The organism is Cyanobium gracile UHCC 0139 (genome assembly GCF_034931325.1).
Classification (GTDB): Bacteria; Cyanobacteriota; Cyanobacteriia; order PCC-6307; family Cyanobiaceae; genus Cyanobium; species Cyanobium gracile_B.
Map to the genome: position 1 here is coordinate 96,768 of NZ_JAYGHX010000006.1, position 18,072 is coordinate 114,839.

Consider the following 18,072-nt stretch of genomic DNA (forward strand, 5'->3'; position numbering starts at 1 on the left):
CTGGATCGTCTGCTGGCCGTGCTGCCGCCCGTGGTGCAGCGGGCCCTGGCGGGGCCGGAGCAGCGGGAGGGCCTGCTGGAGGTGGTGCTCGACCTGGGCCGGGTGCCCGAGGCCCGCTACCCCGGCCGCGTGCGGGCCCTGGGCAACGACGCGATCGAGCGTTCCGATCTGGCGGCCGTGCTGCAGCGCCTCGGCTCCTTCGGCGGCGACAACCGGGCCGGCATCGAGCGCACCCTGCACCGCATCAGCGCCATCCGCAACCGCACCGGCGACGTGGTGGGGCTCACCTGCCGGGTGGGCCGGGCCGTGTTCGGCACGGTGGCGATGGTGCGCGACCTGCTGGACACGGGCCAGTCGCTGCTGCTGATGGGCCGCCCCGGGGTGGGCAAGACCACGGCCCTGCGGGAGATCGCCCGGGTGCTGGCCGACGACCTGCAGCGTCGGGTGGTGGTGATCGACACCAGCAACGAGATCGCCGGCGACGGTGACATCCCCCACCCCGCCATTGGCCGGGCCCGGCGGATGCAGGTGGCGCGGCCGGAGCTGCAGCACCAGGTGATGATCGAGGCGGTGGAGAACCACATGCCCGAGGTCATCGTGATCGATGAGATCGGCACCGAACTGGAGGCCCAGGCGGCCCGCACCATCGCCGAACGGGGCGTGATGCTGGTGGCCACGGCCCATGGCAACGAACTGGCCAACCTGATCCGCAACCCCACCCTCAGCGATCTGGTGGGCGGGATCCAGTCGGTGACCCTGGGGGACGAGGAGGCCCGCCGCCGCCGCACCCAGAAGACCGTGCTGGAACGGGCGGCCGAGCCCACCTTCCCCCTGGCGGTGGAGATGCACAGCCGCCACCGCTGGCTCGTCCACCGCGACGTGGCCGGCACCGTGGACCTGCTGCTGCGCGGCCAGCCCACCCACCCCCAGGTGCGGGAGCTGGGTGGCGACGGCCGCCTGGTGCTGCGCGACGACGGCCCCGTTCGCCCCGTCCCGCCGCCCGCCTGGGGCACCGCCGTTCCGCCTCCCCGGCGCCCCGGCCCTGCCCTCCTGGCGGTGGTGCCCCTGCCCGATCCGACGGCCCCCCGACCGGCCCCCGCCGCCTCGGCCCCGGCGGTGCCAGCCCTGCGGGTCTACGGGGTGGGGCTGGAGGCCCAGCAGCTGGAGGAGGCCGTGCGCCGCCGCCAGCTGCCGGTGCAGGTGGTGGAGGACCCGGAGCAGGCGGATGCGGTGCTGAGCGTGCGCGGCCAGCTGGGGCGCGACCCGGAGCTGCGCCGCCAGGCCCGCGACCTTGGCCTGCCGATCCTGGTGATCAAATCCGACACCCCCCACCAGTTGCAGCGGGCCATGGAGCGTCTGCTGGAGCGGCGCCGGGGGGGCGGCGGGGCGGATGGGGAGGAACCGGCGGCACCGGCCCGCCTCGACGATGCCCATGCGGCCCTGGAGGAATGCCGGCTGGCGGTGGAGCAGGTGGTGCTCCCCGAAGGCCGGCCGGTGGAGCTGCTGCCCCGCAGCGAAGCGGTGCGGGCCCTGCAGGCCGAGCTGGTGCACCACTACCGGCTGCGCAGTGCCGTCTTCGGCCGCGGCCTGCAGCAGCGCCTGCGCGTCTTCCCCGCCTGAAGGGGCCTGCCGCCGGGGGGTGGACGCCGGCGAGTTGACGAAGGACCAGCCGCTGTGGGTAACTAGCAAGGCGCCGGTTTCGCACCGACGCCTGCCCCATCCCATGGGCTTGATTGGGCCGTCGCCAAGCGGTAAGGCATCGGGTTTTGGTCCCGACATTCCTAGGTTCGAATCCTAGCGGCCCAGTTTCTTCTCCCTTTTCCGCCGGTGCCTGAACGCCCCTTGCTGGTGTTCGATTTTGACGGCGTGCTGGTGGACGGCATGGCCGAGTACTGGTGGTCGGCCCGGCGGGCGGCCCTGGCCCTCGTCGCCCACAGCGCCGCCCCCGCTGGAAGCGTCGCTCCCGCCGCCTGGCACCTCCCGGAGCAGGCACCACCGGGGTTCGCCCTGCTGCGGCCCCTGATCCACAAGGGCTGGGAGATGGTGCTGATGGCCGCCGAGCTGGGACGGCCCGACCTCGATCTCGACGCTGCCCTGGCCGATTACGACACCTTTCTCGGGGCGGCCCTGCGGCGCTGGGGCTGGACGACCGCCCAGCTGCAACAGGCGCTCGAGGGTCTGCGGGCCGAGGCCATCGCCACCGACCCCGACGCCTGGCTGGCCCTGCACCGCTTCTACCCCGGCGTCGAGGAGCGCCTGGACCGCCTGGCGGCGGAGGGGGCCGACTGGGCCGTGCTCACCACCAAGGGCGGAGCCTTCGCCTCCCGCCTGCTGGCCGCCGCCGGCCTCACGCCCCTGGCCCTGTACGGCCATGAACAGGGCAGCAAGCCGTCGGTGCTGGCGCGGCTGCTGGCCGGCCATGACCCCGCTGAGCGTCCCCTGTGGTTCGTCGAGGATCGGCGCCCCACCCTGGAGCTGGTGCGGCGCACCCCCGGGCTGGAGGCGGTGCGCTGCTATCTGGTGTCGTGGGGGTACCTGGGCCCCGGGGACGGGGAGGGGCTGGCCCCCCTGGGGATCCGCTGGCTGGAGCCCGCCGGCTTTGCGGCCCCCCTGGCGCTCTGGCCATGAAACGCTAGAGTACGCCCGTACTACACGGGATTGATACGCCGGCCTCTCCGGGTGGCACTGGTTGTCCAGAGGTCGCAGGATGGCGCCCGGTTCCGGCCCCCTCTCCCACCACCTGTCTGCACGGCTCCTGCCTGCTGCGGCCCGTTCCATCACCTACCCCCACCATGCCTGCCGATTCCAGGGCCACGGCCGCCGCCGCCGCGTCTTCCTCCTCCTCGCCGTCCACCTCCTACGTGTCCGCCGCCGCCCCCAGCGGTGATCCCCGGGCCGCGGCGGAGCGCGACAAGGCCCTGGGTCTGGTGCTCACCCAGATCGAGCGCAACTTCGGCAAGGGCTCGATCATGCGCCTGGGGGATGCCTCCCGCATGCGGGTGGAAACGGTCCCCACCGGGGCGCTCACCCTCGATCTGGCCCTCGGGGGCGGCTATCCCAAGGGCCGGGTGGTCGAGGTCTACGGACCCGAGAGCTCCGGCAAAACCACCCTCACCCTCCATGCCATCGCCGAGGTGCAGAAGCGCGGCGGCGTGGCGGCCTTCGTGGATGCGGAGCATGCCCTCGATCCGGTCTATGCCGCCGCCCTCGGGGTCGACATCGAGAACCTGCTGGTCTCCCAGCCGGACACCGGCGAGATGGCCCTGGAGATCGTCGACCAGCTGGTGCGCTCAGCCGCTGTCGACATCGTCGTCGTCGACTCGGTGGCGGCGCTGACGCCCCGGGCCGAGATCGAGGGGGAGATGGGCGACCTGGCGGTGGGCAGCCAGGCCCGCCTGATGAGTCAGGCCATGCGCAAGATCACCGGCAACATCGGCAAATCCGGCTGCACGGTGATTTTCCTCAACCAGCTGCGCCAGAAGATCGGCGTCACCTACGGCAACCCGGAAACCACCACCGGTGGCAACGCCCTCAAGTTCTATGCCTCGGTGCGGCTCGACATCCGCCGCATCCAGACCCTCAAGCGCGGCACCGAGGAGTACGGCATCCGGGCCAAGGTGAAGGTGGCCAAGAACAAGGTGGCCCCTCCCTTCCGGATCGCCGAGTTCGACATCCTCTTCGGCCGCGGCATCAGCACCCTGGGCTGCCTGCTCGATCTGGCCGAGGAAACGGGCGTGGTCACCCGCAAGGGCGCCTGGTACAGCTACGAGGGCGACAACATCGGCCAGGGCCGCGACAACACGATCGCCTGGCTGGAGCAGAACCCCGCGCCGAAGGAGGTGATCGAGACGCTCACCCGTCAGAAGCTCACCGAGGGTTCCGAGGTCACCGCCAACTCGATGAAGCCCCTGGCGGCGGCGGCCAAGCTGGCGGCCGCCAAGCCTGCGACCGGTACCGAAGGCTCCGAGGCGGAGGAGCTGCCCGCCGCCGGCTGATCCCGGGAGCCCATGGGCCAGGTCCCCGGGGTCACCGGGGTGCCTGTTTCAGGGCTGGGCCGGCAGAGCCGCACCGGGGGCCCTGGTGCTCGCACCGGCAGGCTCGGCCGTGGGCTGCAGCACCAGCACCACCCGCTGGAGTTCCTGGATGGCGTCGGCGCCTTCGAGCTTCACCAGCTCCTGGCCGTGGCGGGACTCCACCCAGCTGATGCCGAAATCGGACACCAGCAGCCGCACCATGTGGTTGTCGCCCAGGTCGGCCACGAAGGAGGCGCCATGGCCGTCGCGGCCGTCGCCGCAGGTGTAGCAGGTGGCCACATGCCCCTGTTTCCGCAGGGACACTGCCAGGGCCTGAAGGCTCAGGATCAGATCCTCAACGGCCGAGCGGTACTGCTCGGCCAGACGGAGAAACATGGGTCGTTCCCATCACGATCCGCAGATCATAAGGATTTCTTCCGATTCTCGCCAGGCGCCGTGGCGCTGGTGGGGAGACCCGCACGCATGGCCCCCGCTCAGCCGTCGGCCAGGGTCCACCAGCCGGCCGCGGGGCCGATGAAGCGCACGGTCACCCAGAACAGGGCCAGGGCGCCGATGCCGATCCAGGCCCCCTTGGTGGTGATCGCCACGAAGCGGGACGCCTGGTCGCGGGTCAGGGGCAGCCAGGGGGCGATGCGGGGCGATGTATCGACGCTTTTGCTCTTGTTGGCGCGTGGCTTGTCCCGGGGCGGCAGACCCTGCTCGGCCCGGCGTTTGGCTTCCCCCATCAGGCTTTCGGTGGCAACTGGCAGCAGGCTAGGAGTCGGGCCGCAGGCGGGTCAGGGCCACCCAGGGCTCGAGGGCGGTGAACACCAGCCGCCCCCAGCTGCGCCCCCGCAGGCGGCCATCCAGCACCGCCAGACGACCGCCGCTGCGACGCAGTCCGGCCACACCACGCTGCAGCCGATTGAGGGCCTCCGGCAGCAGCAGCTCCCGGAACCAGTCGCGGCCCTGCTGGCGCAGCACCCCGACCCGGGCGGCCGTGAGTGGATCCTCCAGGCTGGCGATCGGCAGCAGGGCCACCACCACCTGGCAGGGCAGGGGCAGGCGGGGCTGGTGCTCCAGCCACCAGTCCCAGCTGCAGCACACCACCCCGTTGCTCTCCGGGGCCAGGTTCTGGTGACAGACGCGGCTGCCGAACTCGGCGGCCAGGCCGCTGGCCAGGCCCAGGCACAGGGCCGGATCGTCGATCAGCATCACCGACAGGCCGCTCTGCCCCAGCACCAGCCGCCGGCTCTGCTCCAGCAGGTGCTCGGCGTACTGGGGACTGTTGGGCAGCGGCTGGCGCAGGGGGGCGTAGAGGGGCAAGGGGTCGGACAGGGGGGGATCGGCCAGATCCAGCACCACCGCGGGCTTCAGCCCCAGGGCGGCACCGGAGGCGGGCTGGCCCTCCGCCGCCCGGCCGGTGGCCAGCTCCCCGATCAGCACCGCCCCCCGCCCCACCAGCAGCCCGGCCAGTTCGCCCAGGGGTTCGAGGGGTTGCCGCAGCAGGTTCCACTGCAGCAGGGATGGATCCACCCGGGCCCAGCTGCTCCAGCCCGCACCGGCACTCAGCCAGCGGGGCCAGGGCTCCGGCAAGGGCTCCAGCAGCCGCAGCAGGTGGCGCAGGGGGGCCTCGTCATCGTCGGCCAGGGCCACCAGACGGTGGGGGGAGCGGGGATGGGCCAGCACCCGCCGGCTGAGCCGTTCGTGCAGGCTGAGCAGACAGGCTTCGGCGCTCGGCTGGACGCGGCGCAGCTGGTCCCAGTGGCGGGGCTCCAGCTCCACCTCCAGGGCCTCGCGCAGGGCCGACTCCAGCGTCTCGGCCTCGGGGATCACCAGTTGCCGTTCCCCCAGCTGGCCGTTGCGCCAGGCCGCGACCAGCTCGCGGTGGTCGAGCAGCCAGAGCGGGGTGCCGGCGGGGGCACCGGGCCCTTCCCAGCAGGCCAGTTCCAGTCCCACGCTGCGCAGCCGGGGCCACTCCACCCGCAGCAGGCGCTGGCGCAGGGCCGGGGTCACCACCAGGGCCAGGGGAACCTCGCTGAGGGCCAGGGGCACCAGCAGGCTGATCCACCAGCTGGGGGCGGTGCCGGGGGCCAGCCGCACCAGGGTGTGGTCGGCCCGGCGCAGGCTGCGGGCCACCAGCCGGCTGAGGGTGAGGTGATGGGGCCAGCGTTCCACCCCCTCTCGCTGCAGGAGAGCCTTGAGGTGCTGGTGGGCGCGGGCTTCCAACATCGCCGGATCGTAGGAAGCTGGCCCCAGCCGATCCGCAGCGACGATGACACCCCTCTGGCAGCGCAAACCGGTGGGGGTGGTGGGCCTGGGGCTGATTGGCGGCTCCCTGGGGCTCGATCTGATCGCGGCCGGGGCGCAGGTGCGGGCCCTGGTGCACCGGCCGGCCACCGCCGAGCGGGCCAGGGAGCGGGGGCTGGCCAGCGTGGTGAGCACCGATCCGACCGTGCTGGCGGGCTGCGGCCTGGTGCTGCTGGCCCTGCCCCTCGACCGGCTGCTGGCGCCGGATCCCACCCTGCTGGCGGCCCTTCCGGCCGCGGCGGTGATCACGGATGTGGGCTCGGTGAAGGGGCCGGTGCTGCGGCGCTGGCGGCAGCTGCTGCTGGCGGGCGGCGGCGGCCCGGCGGCGTCCCGCTTCGTGGCCTCCCATCCGATGGCGGGCACGGCCCGGGCCGGGGTGGAGGCGGGGGAGAGGGGGCTGTTCCGGGGGCGGCCCTGGGTGGCGACTCCGGAGCCGGACACCGACGCAGGGGCGCTGGAGGCGGTGCGGGAGCTGGCGGAGGCCCTCGGGGCGCGCTGGCTGTGCTGCGACGCCGAGGCCCACGATCGGGCCGTGGCGCTGATCTCCCACCTGCCGGTGCTGGCGGGAGCCGCCCTGCTGCAGGCGGCCGCTGCCGGGGGCGATGCAGCCTGCGCCACGCCGGAGGTCGGGGCCGGTCTGGTGCGGGCCCTGGCCTCCAGCGGCTTCGCCGACACGACCCGCGTCGGCGGCGGCAACCCGGAGCTGGGGATGCTGATGGCCCGTTCCAACCGGGAAGCGCTGCTGGAGGCCCTGGGCCACTACAAGCGCGCCCTGGCCGGCCTGGAAGCGATGGTGCGGGAGGAGGACTGGGGCGGACTGGAGCAGGGGCTGGAGCTCAGCCAGCGGCTGCGGCCCGACTTCCTCTGACCGGGGGAAGCCGATAGGCTCCCTGCCACATCGATGCCTCCGGGCCCGGCGATGAAGACGAGGCCTTCACGACCGTCCCCGCGCATCCGAGGCTCCAGTGGCGCGGGCGGCCGAGGGATCCGCAGCCGCCGCATCCGGCCCGGGGCCTCCCCCGGCACCGTGGTGTTCGTGGGCGAGCAGCGGCTGGCCAGGGTGCAGATTGACGTCATTCATTACGGCGCGGATGGCTGGTCGGAGCATCGGGATGCCTCGGTGGAAGGCTGTGCCGATGCGGTGACGAAGGGCAGCATCACCTGGATGAACGTCAGTGGCGTCCATGACGTCGCCCTGGTGGAGCGTCTCGGCGAGTGCTTCGGCCTGCACCCGATGACCCTGGAGGACATCGCCAACACCACCCAGCGCCCCAAGGTGGAGGAATTTCCGGGGTACGTCTTCATGGTGTTGAAGATGATCGCCTTCAACGAAGACACCCAGACCATTGACATCGAGCATGTCAGCGTGATCCTCGGCGACCACTTCGTGATTTCCTTCCTCGAGGACGACGGTGACGTCTTCGACGGGGTGCGGGACCGGATCCGTTCCTCCGGCGGCCGGATCCGCTGGATGAAGGCCGACTACCTCGCCTACTCGCTCCTGGACGCCGTTGTCGACCATTACTTCCTGGCCGTGGAACGGATGGGCGACATCATCGAAGAGGTGGATGATCGACTTCTGGAGGATCCCCGCCCCGGTGACATCAAGGAGATCCATGGGCTCAAGCGAGCCATCCTCAGCCTGCGCAAGGCTGTCTGGCCGATCCGGGAAGAGGTGGCCATGATTGTCAAGAGCGAGTCGTCTCTGCTGACGACCGAGAGCCGGGTGTTCTGGCGCGATCTCTACGACCACTGCATCCAGATCATCGATCTTGTTGAGACCCACCGAGACATTCTTGGGGGGATGCATGACACCTACCTCTCGATCCTCAGTCATCGGATGAACGAGGTGATGAAGGTGCTGACGATCATCTCCACCATCTTTATTCCCCTCACCTTCATTGCCGGTGTCTATGGCATGAACTTCAAGGAAATGCCCGAGCTGGAGTGGCGCGGCGGTTACTATTCGGTGTGGGGTGTGATGATCGTGATCGGCATCTCCCTTTACCTCTATTTCCGCCGCAAGCAGTGGCTCTGAGGGCTTCGCCGGGATCGGCCTTCGTTATGTATCCAATGCCACTGGCTTTGGTTTTTCTTTCTTCCCGATACGGTTCATTGCCGCAGCTTGTCCTCCGTTGGCAGAGGCGGCCGGCGTTTCTAGCGTTCCACAGGATGCGGTGAACGCGCGTGAGTTTCCTGAGTGAAGCGATGCAGCTCCTGAAGGACGCCGGCACGGCGGCGGGCCTGTCCGAGGGGGCGATCAAGTGCCATGCCGGCTGCTACCGGGAGAACCTGTCCCGCTGCAGCGATGCCATGCTCCAGTACGAGAGGGTTTGGCTGCAGCAGCAGCTGAGGGCTCTGCGTGACTGCGAGGGCCATCCGGTGTTGATGGCGCGGGTGGGCGGCGAGGATCGGCTGCGCGGGCTGGTGTCCCAGAGCGTGCTGTTCCAGCTGCTGCTGCAGAACGAGTTTGCCCGGCGCGGCCTGACGCCTGAGGAGCCCCGTGGACCGGTGGTGGCGGCCGAGGAGGCCTGGGAGATCACCAGCGTGCAGGTCAAGCGCGAGTGGGGGATTCTGCCCACCTGAAGCGGATCGCCCTCCTCCACCTTGGGCGGATCCACGACGAGACGCCGGCGTTGCGGGCCCGTCTCGCCCGGCGCGGCATTGCCAGCGAGCTGGTGCCCCTGCCCCCGCTGGCTGCGGACGCTCTGGCTGTGGCTGGCGGGGCCGACTCCCCTGACTGGGGTCGCTTCGATCTGGTCAGCGTGCGCGACTGCCGCGGCAGCCACCATCACGGCGACTTTCTGCCCCGGATCCGGGCCCTGGCGCAGCATCTGGAGGCCCTCGGGGTGCCCCTGGCCAACCCCCTGCCGGTGATCGAGGCCGGCCATGCCAAGAACGCCTACCTGCCCCGGCTCGGGCGGGAGGGGGTGGCCCTGATCCCCAGCCGGTGGCTGCCCCAGGGTTGGTGTGGCTCCCTGGCGGAACTCCTGGACGCCGCCGGCTGGCAGGAAGCGGTGCTCAAGCCGGCGGTCGGCTCCCTGGGCTGGCGCACCTACCGGGTGCGACGCGATGGCGCCCACCTGGCGATCACGGCGGCCGATGGCAGCCGGCCGGCAGCGGCCGGCGCGGTCGATGCCTGGCTGGCCGCTCTGACCCGGGACGGGGAGGTGTGTCTGCAGTCGTTCCTGCCGGCGGTCTGCCGGGACGGGGAGTTCAGCGCCGTGATGCTCGGCGGGCGTTTCTCCCACGCCGTGGCCAAGACCGTGGCGGCCGGCGGCTGGATCGCCCACGAGGGCTTCGGCGGCACCAACACCCAGCGGGAGGCGAGTGCGACCGAGCGGCAGTGGGCCGCGTCGATCGAGGCGCACCTGCGCCGCCGCTTCGGGGTGCTGCCCTATGCCCGCATCGACGGCATCCGCGATGGGGCGGGAGATCTGCTGCTGCTGGAATGCGAGCTGGTGATCCCGCGCCTGTTCCTGGCCGAGGGCGAGGCCTGCGACCGTTATGCCGAGGCCCTGCTGGGCCCCGCCAGCACCCGCATGGCCTGATAGCCGTCGAGGGTGGGGGGGGCGCTCTCGGGCAGTTCCTCGGAGCGCAGGGCCACGGCCACGGTGGCCACCCACGGGCGGGTGCCGGCCTCGGCGGGGAACACCAGCACCACGGTGCCGGCTGAGGGGGTGGTGGCGGGATCCTCCGCCACGATCTCCAGGGCCACCCTGGTGCGGCGGCACTGGAGGGCACGGGCCTCGAGCAGGGCCACGAACTCATCGGTGTTCCAGCGGGCCTCGCTGCCCTGGCAGGGGAAGCGATCACTGAGGCCGGCGGCGCTCAGCTCTTCGATGGCGCTGCCGCGTCGTCCATCCCAGACCAGCAGCAGGTTGGCGTCATGGCCGAAGGCGTTGTGCTCGACCCGTTCGCGATCGAGCACCAGACGGCGCTCAAGGCCCTGCTTCTCCGCGGGCATCGAGAGGCACACCTTGAGGGCCTGGGCCACCTCACAGCTGCGCCCCTCGCAGAAGCCCCGATGGGCGGTGAGGATGTCGTCGGCAGCGGCCACAATCTCCAGGGCCGGCAGGCTCTGGGTCAGCTCCTGCATCATGGCGTTGAACAGAACACCCCCATCCCCGAAGGGGCCGCGGTCGGGATCGGTGGCCTCCAGCATCTGATCGATGGCGGAGCGCACGAGCTCCCGCCTCCAGGTCAGATACGTCATGGGGATTCACTCCGGGTGCAATTTTTTTTCAGTGTGTCCCCAGCGGTGAAATCAAGCCACGACCTGTTACATTCCCGGCTTTTTGTATCAACGGCCACTATCTAACGTGTTGGATTCGTGATCAAGCGGCGTCACGTCGCAGTCGCAGCATCGGCGTTTTGCCCTCGAACCCTTCGTCATAGGCGGTGTCTTCGAGCTGCCCCCGCCAGCCAGGGGGCAGCGAGGCCAGCAGGGGCTCCACCCAGGGATGGACCTTCGGGCACCGCTCGATGGTGTGGGCCGGGTAGAGGCGCACCTCCCGCCGGCTCACCCGCAGCAGTTCGGCCAGGGCGCGGCGATGCCAGTCGAGGTCGAAGTCGGGTTGTTCGCTGAGCCCGCCGTCGGCGATCGGTGCGTAGCAGAACAGCAGGTGGCCGCAGAGCACCAGATCGAAGCTGGCCGCCGCGAAGGGAAGGTGGGGCAGCGCCGCCGCCCGATAGGCCTCCGGGTGGTCCCGTCGGTCGGCCAGGAAGGCCTCCAGGGCCTCCAACTTGCCCTGGCGGAACCGGGAGAGGTCGAAGTCCGGCCGCAGTGAGGCACTGCGGGCCAGGCGCTCCATGGTGAAGGCGACGTCATCGCGGCAGCGCTGTTCCAGTTCCGCCAGCGACAGGTCGTAGAGGGGGTCCGCCGCCACGCTCTCCACCCCGGCGGCGCGGGCCAGGGCGGTGAACGAGCCGGGACCGCCGGGGCAGTCGAGCACCCGCTGACCGCGCCAGGCCGCCAGATCGAGGTTGAAGAAGGCCAGGGCGTCGGCCCCGGTGCGTCCGAAGAACACCACCCTTGGGAGATCCATATGTGGTGCTCAGGACCCCGGGACGCGGCGCAGGCTGAGGGCGATGGCGCCGTCGCTGCGGCGCAGCTCGAGAGCGTCGCCCTCCAGTCTCAGGCTGACGGCGGTGGGCAGGGCGGCCAGGAACTGCCGCTCCTGCTCCATCACCCCGGCGCCTGGACAGCTTCGGCGGGTCGCCACCGGGGTGCCGATGCGCAGGCGGGTGCCGTCCAGCCGCACCGGGGCGGTGAAGCGGTTGCAGCCCGCCGAGCCGGCCAGCTGGCCGCCCTTGAGGAGGCGCAACGACAGCGAGGTGCCCAGGATCGGGCTCACCAGGGCCTGGCGGCCGTTGTTGAAGCCCGCCACCCGCCAGCTGCTGCCCACCAGCTGCTGCGACTGGGGCGCCAGCACCAGCAGGGGCCGGCCGTCAGCGGCAAGCAGGCGCAGTCGCTCGCCGCCGAGCCGGAAGCCCCGGCTGTTGCGCAGGGCGCTCTGGAAGGCCTCCGCCTGGTTCATCACCGCCGGTGGGCAGGCCATCTTGGTGCTCATGCCCCGGGGCGACACCTGCAGGGCCGATCCCCGCACGGTCACGGGGGCGCCGAAGCGATTGCAGCCGTCGCTGCCGGCCACCCGGCCGTTCTCGAAGCGAAGCGTGAGGCTGGTGCCGTCCAGGGGCGGGCGCTCCCCCAGCCGTTCCACCACCCAGGCGGTGTTCTCCAGCCGGGTGGCGGGCGCGGTGGAGGCCAGGGCTGCGCCCTGGGGAGCCGCCGGCAGGAGCGTCAGCGCGGCGACGACGGCCAGGAGGGCCCGGGGGCGGCGTTGGTGGTTCGCTTGCATCGTGATCACGAGTGGCTCAGGACCCCAGGCGGGCGGCGATCCAGGCGCCCATGCCGCCGGCGGAGGGGTGGGGCACCGCGTCGCGATCGACCCACCAGAGCGAGAGGGCCAGCACGTTCAGACCGAGGACCAGGGCGTAGATCCGCCAGCCTTCCGGGAGCTTCATGACGTCGGCCTGCGATGGCGGCGACGATAGATCCGCCGACGCTGGCCCCGCCGGCTCAGGCGCCTGCCCGTCGCGGCAGCACCCGGCCGGCGGCATCGCTGAGGGTGCGGGGCAGCCGCTGGGGGTCGATGGGGCGCAGGCTGCGCAGATCGAAGCTGGTGTCCACCAGCCGGGGGGGGCTGCCGACCAGATCCAGGACCGTGAGGGTCTGGAAGGGGGGGCTGGCCTGGCCCAGCAGCCGACGGGGGCCGCTGCCCATGGCCCCGAGGTGGAACAGATCCAGCTGTCCCAGGCGGGCGGGGAAGTAGGCGTGCTGATGGCCGCTCACGTAGGCCTCCACGCCCTGGCGCTCCAGAAGCCGCTGCAGGGCCGCCGGCTGGGCCAGCACCTCCCCCGGCCGGTCGCGGCCCTGGCTCACGGCCCGCAGCGGCAGGTGGCCCACCACCAGGCGCCGGCCGGCGGAGCGGGCGGCGGGACCCGCCAGAACCCGCTCCGCCCAGCGCAGCTGCTCCGCCGGCACCTGGGCGGTGGAGGCGTCCCACACCAGCACGAAGGCGTCCTTCTCGCGGATGGCGTAGTGGAAGGGGAAGTCGCCGCTGTCGACGAACGTCAGCCCAAGGGCGTCGCGGCGAGCCCTCCAGAAGCGGGCCGCCTCGCGGCGGTCGTCCTCGAACAGAAAGCGGCCGCCGGAGCGGGCGCCGGAGGCGTCGTGGTTGCCCATCGCCGGCGCGAAGGGCAGGCCGGCGCGCCGCAGCGGGCCCAGAACGCTGCGGTCGAAGCCCGCCCACATGGCGGCCAGCCGCTCCCGCCCCAGCCCCGCCTTCTGGCCCGCCACCATGTCGCCGGCGCAGATCACCAGATCCGGGCGCAGCGAGGGGATGAGGGCCACGCCCCGATGCACCTCGGCGATGTAGGTGGTGGAGCCGTAGGCGGCGTTGAGGTCGCTGATCAGCACCAGGCGGGTGCCGCCTTCGGCCAGGGCTCGGGCCGGTCGGCTCGCCTGCCAGAGGCCCGCCCCCAGGGCCAGGCCGGAGAGCGTCAGCACCTGGCGACGGCCCAGGGTCGGCGGCATGGCGGCATGAGGGCGATCCGATGCCCAGGATGGCCCCTCAGGGGACAAGGCGCCGGACGCCCTGGCCGAGGGGGTTGAAGTCGCCCACCCGGCCGGTGGCATCGCCTGCGAACGGCACCGGCTCCGCTGCGGAGAGCACCCCGGTGAGCCGCCTCATGCCGCAGGGCTCGGACGGTGATGCCGGGAAGCCTGGCCGGCCGTGGGCCTGGCGGCCCTGGCCAGCAGGCCGTGGGCGGCCGGCACGTAGTACAGGGCCAGGGCCGTGGCCCCCACCAGGCCGCCGGCCACCGCGATCGCCAGCGGCGGCCAGAAGCCGGTGGGATCGAGCATCAGGGGCAGGAAGCCGACCACCGTGGTGATCGTGGTGGCCAGCACATGGCGGGTGGCGTGCAGCACCACCGCGGCGGTGGCGGCAGGGTCGCCGCTGCGGGCCAGCGGATCGGTGCGGATGGCGGTGAGCACCACGATCGCGTCGTTCACCGCCAGCCCGATCAGCCCGAGGGTGCCGAGGATGGCGGTGAAGCCGAAGGGCGATCCGCTGAGCCTCAGGGCCAGGGCCGCCAGCCCCACCGACAGCAGGGCCACCGAGGCGATCAGGGCGGCCATCCGGAAGGAGCGGAAGGAGAGCACCAGGGTGGCGGTCATCAGGATCGCCAGCACCCCCACCGTGGAGAGGAGATTGGCGACCGCATCGCCACGGGCATCGGCCTCGCCGCCGTAGGCCAGCCGGAGCCCGGCCGGGAGCTGCCAGCCCTCCCGCTCCAGCTGGCGGCGGAAGTCCCCCAGCACGGAATCGGGCAGGGCCCCCGCCTCCAGGAAGGCCTGCACCGTGTTGACCCGCTGCCCGTCGCGGCGTTCGATCGCCGCCAGCTCCGGCTCCAGCCGCAGCCCGGCCAGGGCCCCGAGGGGAATCGGTGCCTCACGGCCTGGCGCCACCAGATCCAGCGAGGCCACCTGCTGGAGATCGCCGCGCTGGTCCTCGGCCACCTGCACCCGCACCGGCACGGTGGTGACCCCCTCCAGGATCGACCCGCCCACGGTTCCCTCGAGGCCGCCCTGGAGCTGGCGGGCGATGGCGCGGTTGTCGAGGCCGCTGCGGCGGGCCTGCTCCTCGTCCACCGCCAGGGCCAGACGGGGCACGGCCTCGCCCAGGCTGGCGGCGGTGTGGGTCACAGGCTCCAGCTGGGCCAGGTGGCGGCGCAGCTCGTCGCCGGTGCGGCGCAGCTGCTCCAGATCGGCCCCCTCCAGCCGCAGCTCGATCGGCGCCTCGAAGGGGGGCCCCTGCTCCAGCTGCTTCACCAGGATCTGGGCTTCGGGGAAGTCCTGATCCAGTGCCCGCTGGAGGGAGCGGATCGTGGTCCGCACCCCCTCCGCCCCCCGCAGCTGCACCAGGCCCTGGGCGTAGTGGGGGGCGTTCTCCTCGGAGGCGATCACGTTATAGAAGAAGGGTGGGGCGCTTTCTCCAAGGAACCAGTGCACGTCGTCGACGTGGGGGTCCTGACGGATCCGCTGGCGCACGGCCATCGCCAGGGCTTCGGTGCGCCCCAGGGCGCTCTGCTGGGGAAGCCGCAGCTCGATCTGGAACTGGTCGCGGTTGGTGGGCGGGAAGAACTGCTGGTCGAGGCTGCCGAAGGCCAGAAACCCCAGCAATGGCAGCAGCAGCGACAGGGCCACCCCCCGCCCGGGATGGCGCAGGGTCCGGAGCAGAGAGCGGCGGTAGGGGTGGGCCAGCATCGACGGGGAGATGCCCTGCTCCCACCAGCGCACGCCTGGCCCCAGGGGCTGCCAGGACTGCAGCTGGGCGGTGAGGGCCGGGATCACCGTGAGGGAAAGGAACAGGGAGCTGCCCAGGGCCAGGATCACGGTGAGGCCGATGGTGCCGATGAATTCCCCGGTGGCCCCCGGCGAGGTGGCGATGGGCACGAAGGCCAGCACGGTGGTGAGGGTGGAGGCCAGCAGCGGCACCAGCAGATACCGCACCGAGTGGCGCACCGCCGCGCCGGGGCTGTCGCCGGAGCGCAGCCGCTGCTGCACCTCGTCGACCACGACGATGGCGTTGTCGATCAGCAGGCCCAGGGCGATCACCAGGCCGGTGGCCGACATCTGGTGCAGGGGCACCTCCAGCACCCGCATCCAGCCGAACACCATCAGGGCCGACAGGGGCAGGGCCACCCCCACCACCAGGGCGGCCCGGCCGCCGAGCATCAGCACCGACACGGCCACCACCAGCAGCGAGCCGGTGACCAGGTTGCCGATCACGCCGTCGAGACGCTCCTGCACGTAGCGGCTCTGGTCGAGCACGGTGTGCAGCCCCAGGCCCTCGGGCAGGGTGGCGCGCACCGCGTCGAGCTGGGCGCGGGCCTGGCGGGCCCACTGGTCGACCCGGGAGCCGGAGGCCACCGTGGCCGACACCACCACGGCTGGCCGGCCCCCGACCAGGGCCAGGCGGGCGGCGGGTTGGCGCACCCCGCGGCTCACGGCGGCCACCTGTCCCAGGCGGGCGCTGGCACCGTCGTCGCCGGTGCGCAGGGGGATGGCGCGGATGCGCTCCAGGGAATCGAGGGCGCCATCCACCTCCAGCAGCAGCTCGCTGCGGAGGCCCCGCACCTGGCCGGCGGCCTCCTTGGCGTCGCTGGCGGCGATCCGTTCGGAGAGGCCCGCCGGGGTGAGGCCGAGCCGGGCCAGCTCCCGGGCGCCGATCGCCACCCGGATCTCCTCGTCGGGTTCGCCGCTGAGCTCCACCCGGTCGGTGCCGGGCAGGGCCCGCAGCCGGCTGGCCAGATCGTCGGCCAGCCGGGTCAGCAGGCCCAGGTTGGGGGGGCTGTCGAGCTCCCAGGTGAGGCCGACGATCAGGGCACTGGCGCCGATGTTGCCGTCGCGGAACTCGGGATCCGTGGCCTCCGGCGGCAGCTCGGGGGTGGCGTCATCGATCTTGCTGCGCACCTTCCCCCACACCGGCGCCACCTGGCGGATCGACTCCTTGAGACTCACGGCGATCACCGAGGTGCCGGTGGAGGAGGTGGAGTCGAGGTGGTCCACCTCCTCCAGCTCCAGCAGGGCCTCCTCAAGGGGTTCGGTGACGAGGGACTCGACCCGCTCCGGGGTGGCCCCCGGCAGGGCGGTAACCACCAGGGCGTTGCGCTGGGTGATCAGGGGGTCCTCCAGCCGCGGCAGGGTGAGCAGGGCCGACAGCCCCCAGACCACCACCAGCAGCAGGGTGAGCAGCTGCAGCTGGCGGTTGCGGTGAAAGATGTCGAACATCAGGGCGCCTCCTGCACCCGGACCCCCGGCACGACCCGGTGGGTGCCGGCGGCGATCACCCGGTCGCCGGGGCGCAGGGTGCCGCGGACGAGGGAGCGGTCGCCCTCGCTGTGCAGGGGCTCCACCAGGCGCCGGACCACCCGCCGCCCCTGCTCAGGCGCGGTGTCGGCGGGCTCCAGCACATAGACCGACCAGAGGCCCCGCTCGGCGGCCACCAGGGCGGTGGTGGGCAGCCAGAAGCCGGCGCCGGTCTCGCTGCGCCGCAGGCTGAGGCGGGCCGTGGCCCCCACCGGCAGATCCTCGGCCGGCAACCGGAGCACCACCGTCGCGGTGCGGCTGCCGGCATCGAGTTCCGGCAGCAGGGCGCTGACGGTGGCCTGCAGGCGCCGATCGCCGATGCGCACCGGATGGCGCTGCCCCGGCCGCAGGCCCCGGGCGGCGTCGGGGGGCACCCCCACCCGCACCTCCAGGGGGGCGGACTCCACCAGGGTGATCAGCGCCTGGCCGCCGCTCACCACCACGCCCTCATCGAGCCGCCGCCGGCTCACCGTGCCGTCGAAGGGGGCCACCAGCACGCTGCGGGCCAGGTCGACATCGATCTGGCGCAGGCGGGCCTCGGCGTCGTCCACCTGGGCTTCGGCCTGGACGAGCCGACTGCGCAGGGCGGCGCTGCCGTGGATCTGCTGGTCGAGGTCCTCGCGGGAGATCGCCCCCTGGGCATGGAGCTGCCGGCGGCGGTCGCGCTGCAGTTCGGCCAGGGTGAGCTGCTGCCGCACCTCCTCCACGGCGGCCCGGGCCACGTCCCGCTGGGCCAGCAGCTGCTGGCGCTGGGCCCGGAGCCGGCGGCGGTCGAGGTGGGCCAGGGGCTGGCCGGCCACCACCCGGTCGCCTTCTTCCACCAGCACCCGCTCAAGGGTGCCGGGGAGCTCGAAGCCGAGGCTGCTGCTGCGGCCGGCCACCACCTCGCCGGTGTAGTCGCGGCTGGTGAGGTACCGGCTGACGGGCTGGGCCATCACCACCGCCACCGGCAGGGGACGCTGGAGCGGCGGGCGGGGCGGCCGGGTCACCGCCACGGCGGCAACGGCGAGGCCGGCGCCGGCCGCGGCGATCGCGAGGGGCCGACCCCAGGAGGCGGGCCCGCCCTGGCGGATCCGTTGCAGGGCGCTCAGCAGCGCTGGCGGCGTCGCTGGGGGCGTCGCGGTGGCGGAATCCATGGGGGGACAGCGGCGGCGGGACCCCCTCTGCCAGGCATGACCTGCGCCAGGCACAGAGCTATGCAACAGATTGGGTATGCGCCAAAGTGTATGCACAACATGTTGAGTAGGTCAACCGGGTTCGGCGACGGCTGGGCCAGGATCGATTCCCCAGTCGCTGCCTCCTCCCCCTCCT

At 72.3% G+C, this 18,072-nt stretch carries 17 protein-coding genes and 1 tRNA gene; 8 read left to right on the top strand and 10 right to left on the bottom strand.

From position 1 onward, the window contains the following. The first annotated feature begins 18 nt into the window (after window positions 1-18). The 4 genes from VB738_RS10875 (at window position 19) to recA (ending at window position 3,995) form a co-directional block, all read left to right on the top strand. Window positions 19-1,620 (top strand): AAA family ATPase, encoded by a 1,602-nt coding sequence (locus VB738_RS10875; protein ID WP_323305749.1) that lies wholly within the window; start codon window positions 19-21, stop codon window positions 1,618-1,620. 114 nt (window positions 1,621-1,734) lie between these two features. Then, window positions 1,735-1,806: transfer RNA gene (locus VB738_RS10880), tRNA-Gln, on the top strand. A 21-nt stretch (window positions 1,807-1,827) separates the two neighbouring features. Next, window positions 1,828-2,628, top strand: coding sequence for an HAD family hydrolase (locus VB738_RS10885; RefSeq protein WP_323305750.1), 801 nt, complete (start codon window positions 1,828-1,830; stop codon window positions 2,626-2,628). Between the two features lie 164 nt (window positions 2,629-2,792). Beyond that, entirely contained in the window at window positions 2,793-3,995 is a 1,203-nt protein-coding gene (gene recA, locus VB738_RS10890) for a recombinase RecA (protein ID WP_323305751.1), read from the top strand. 48 nt (window positions 3,996-4,043) lie between these two features. Here the strand turns inward: recA and VB738_RS10895 are convergent, their stop codons facing one another. From VB738_RS10895 to VB738_RS10905, 3 genes are all read right to left on the bottom strand, one after another. Beyond that, window positions 4,044-4,409: a DUF1815 family protein gene (locus VB738_RS10895; protein ID WP_323305752.1), complete on the bottom strand. Its 366-nt coding sequence runs from the start codon at window positions 4,407-4,409 to the stop codon at window positions 4,044-4,046. Between the two features lie 98 nt (window positions 4,410-4,507). Continuing rightward, window positions 4,508-4,759 carry a DUF2839 domain-containing protein gene (locus tag VB738_RS10900; protein ID WP_323305753.1) on the bottom strand — a complete coding sequence of 84 codons (252 nt, stop codon included), beginning with the start codon at window positions 4,757-4,759 and terminating at the stop codon, window positions 4,508-4,510. Between the two features lie 28 nt (window positions 4,760-4,787). After that, complete coding sequence (locus tag VB738_RS10905) at window positions 4,788-6,245, bottom strand: helicase (protein WP_323305754.1); 1,458 nt, start codon at window positions 6,243-6,245, stop codon at window positions 4,788-4,790. A gap of 43 nt (window positions 6,246-6,288) precedes the next feature. Here VB738_RS10905 and VB738_RS10910 point away from each other — a divergent pair, with 43 nt between their 5' ends. From VB738_RS10910 to VB738_RS10925, 4 genes are all read left to right on the top strand, one after another. Continuing rightward, window positions 6,289-7,191, top strand: coding sequence for a prephenate/arogenate dehydrogenase (locus tag VB738_RS10910; protein WP_323305755.1), 903 nt, complete (start codon window positions 6,289-6,291; stop codon window positions 7,189-7,191). Window positions 7,192-7,242: 51 nt separating this feature from the next. Next, on the top strand, window positions 7,243-8,361 hold the full coding sequence (gene corA, locus VB738_RS10915) for a magnesium/cobalt transporter CorA (RefSeq protein ID WP_323305756.1): 1,119 nt from the start codon (window positions 7,243-7,245) through the stop codon (window positions 8,359-8,361). Between the two features lie 149 nt (window positions 8,362-8,510). After that, the gene (locus tag VB738_RS10920; protein ID WP_323305757.1) at window positions 8,511-8,909 is read left to right on the top strand and encodes a hypothetical protein; all 399 of its coding nucleotides are present in this window, start codon (window positions 8,511-8,513) and stop codon (window positions 8,907-8,909) included. Further along, window positions 8,888-9,874, top strand: a complete 987-nt coding sequence (locus VB738_RS10925) for a hypothetical protein (RefSeq protein ID WP_323305758.1) — start codon at window positions 8,888-8,890, stop codon at window positions 9,872-9,874. The genes VB738_RS10920 and VB738_RS10925 overlap by 22 nt, the downstream gene beginning before the upstream one ends. Here the strand turns inward: VB738_RS10925 and VB738_RS10930 are convergent. From VB738_RS10930 to VB738_RS10960, 7 genes are all read right to left on the bottom strand, one after another. Beyond that, complete coding sequence (locus VB738_RS10930; protein WP_323305759.1) at window positions 9,829-10,539, bottom strand: hypothetical protein; 711 nt, start codon at window positions 10,537-10,539, stop codon at window positions 9,829-9,831. The genes VB738_RS10925 and VB738_RS10930 overlap by 46 nt on opposite strands. A gap of 121 nt (window positions 10,540-10,660) precedes the next feature. Then, a complete protein-coding gene (locus tag VB738_RS10935) occupies window positions 10,661-11,371 on the bottom strand; it encodes a hypothetical protein (protein WP_323305760.1) in 711 nt (236 codons plus the stop codon). A 9-nt stretch (window positions 11,372-11,380) separates the two neighbouring features. Further along, a complete protein-coding gene (locus tag VB738_RS10940; protein ID WP_323305761.1) occupies window positions 11,381-12,184 on the bottom strand; it encodes an META domain-containing protein in 804 nt (267 codons plus the stop codon). 16 nt (window positions 12,185-12,200) lie between these two features. Further along, window positions 12,201-12,350: a hypothetical protein gene (locus tag VB738_RS10945; protein ID WP_254990500.1), complete on the bottom strand. Its 150-nt coding sequence runs from the start codon at window positions 12,348-12,350 to the stop codon at window positions 12,201-12,203. A gap of 55 nt (window positions 12,351-12,405) precedes the next feature. Next, window positions 12,406-13,422, bottom strand: a complete 1,017-nt coding sequence (locus VB738_RS10950; protein ID WP_323305762.1) for a metallophosphoesterase — start codon at window positions 13,420-13,422, stop codon at window positions 12,406-12,408. Window positions 13,423-13,575: 153 nt separating this feature from the next. Beyond that, window positions 13,576-16,683, bottom strand: coding sequence for an efflux RND transporter permease subunit (locus VB738_RS10955; RefSeq protein ID WP_323305763.1), 3,108 nt, complete (start codon window positions 16,681-16,683; stop codon window positions 13,576-13,578). After that, window positions 16,683-17,897, bottom strand: a complete 1,215-nt coding sequence (locus VB738_RS10960; RefSeq protein ID WP_323305764.1) for an efflux RND transporter periplasmic adaptor subunit — start codon at window positions 17,895-17,897, stop codon at window positions 16,683-16,685. The genes VB738_RS10955 and VB738_RS10960 overlap by 1 nt, the downstream gene beginning before the upstream one ends. Window positions 17,898-18,072: the final 175 nt, after the last annotated feature.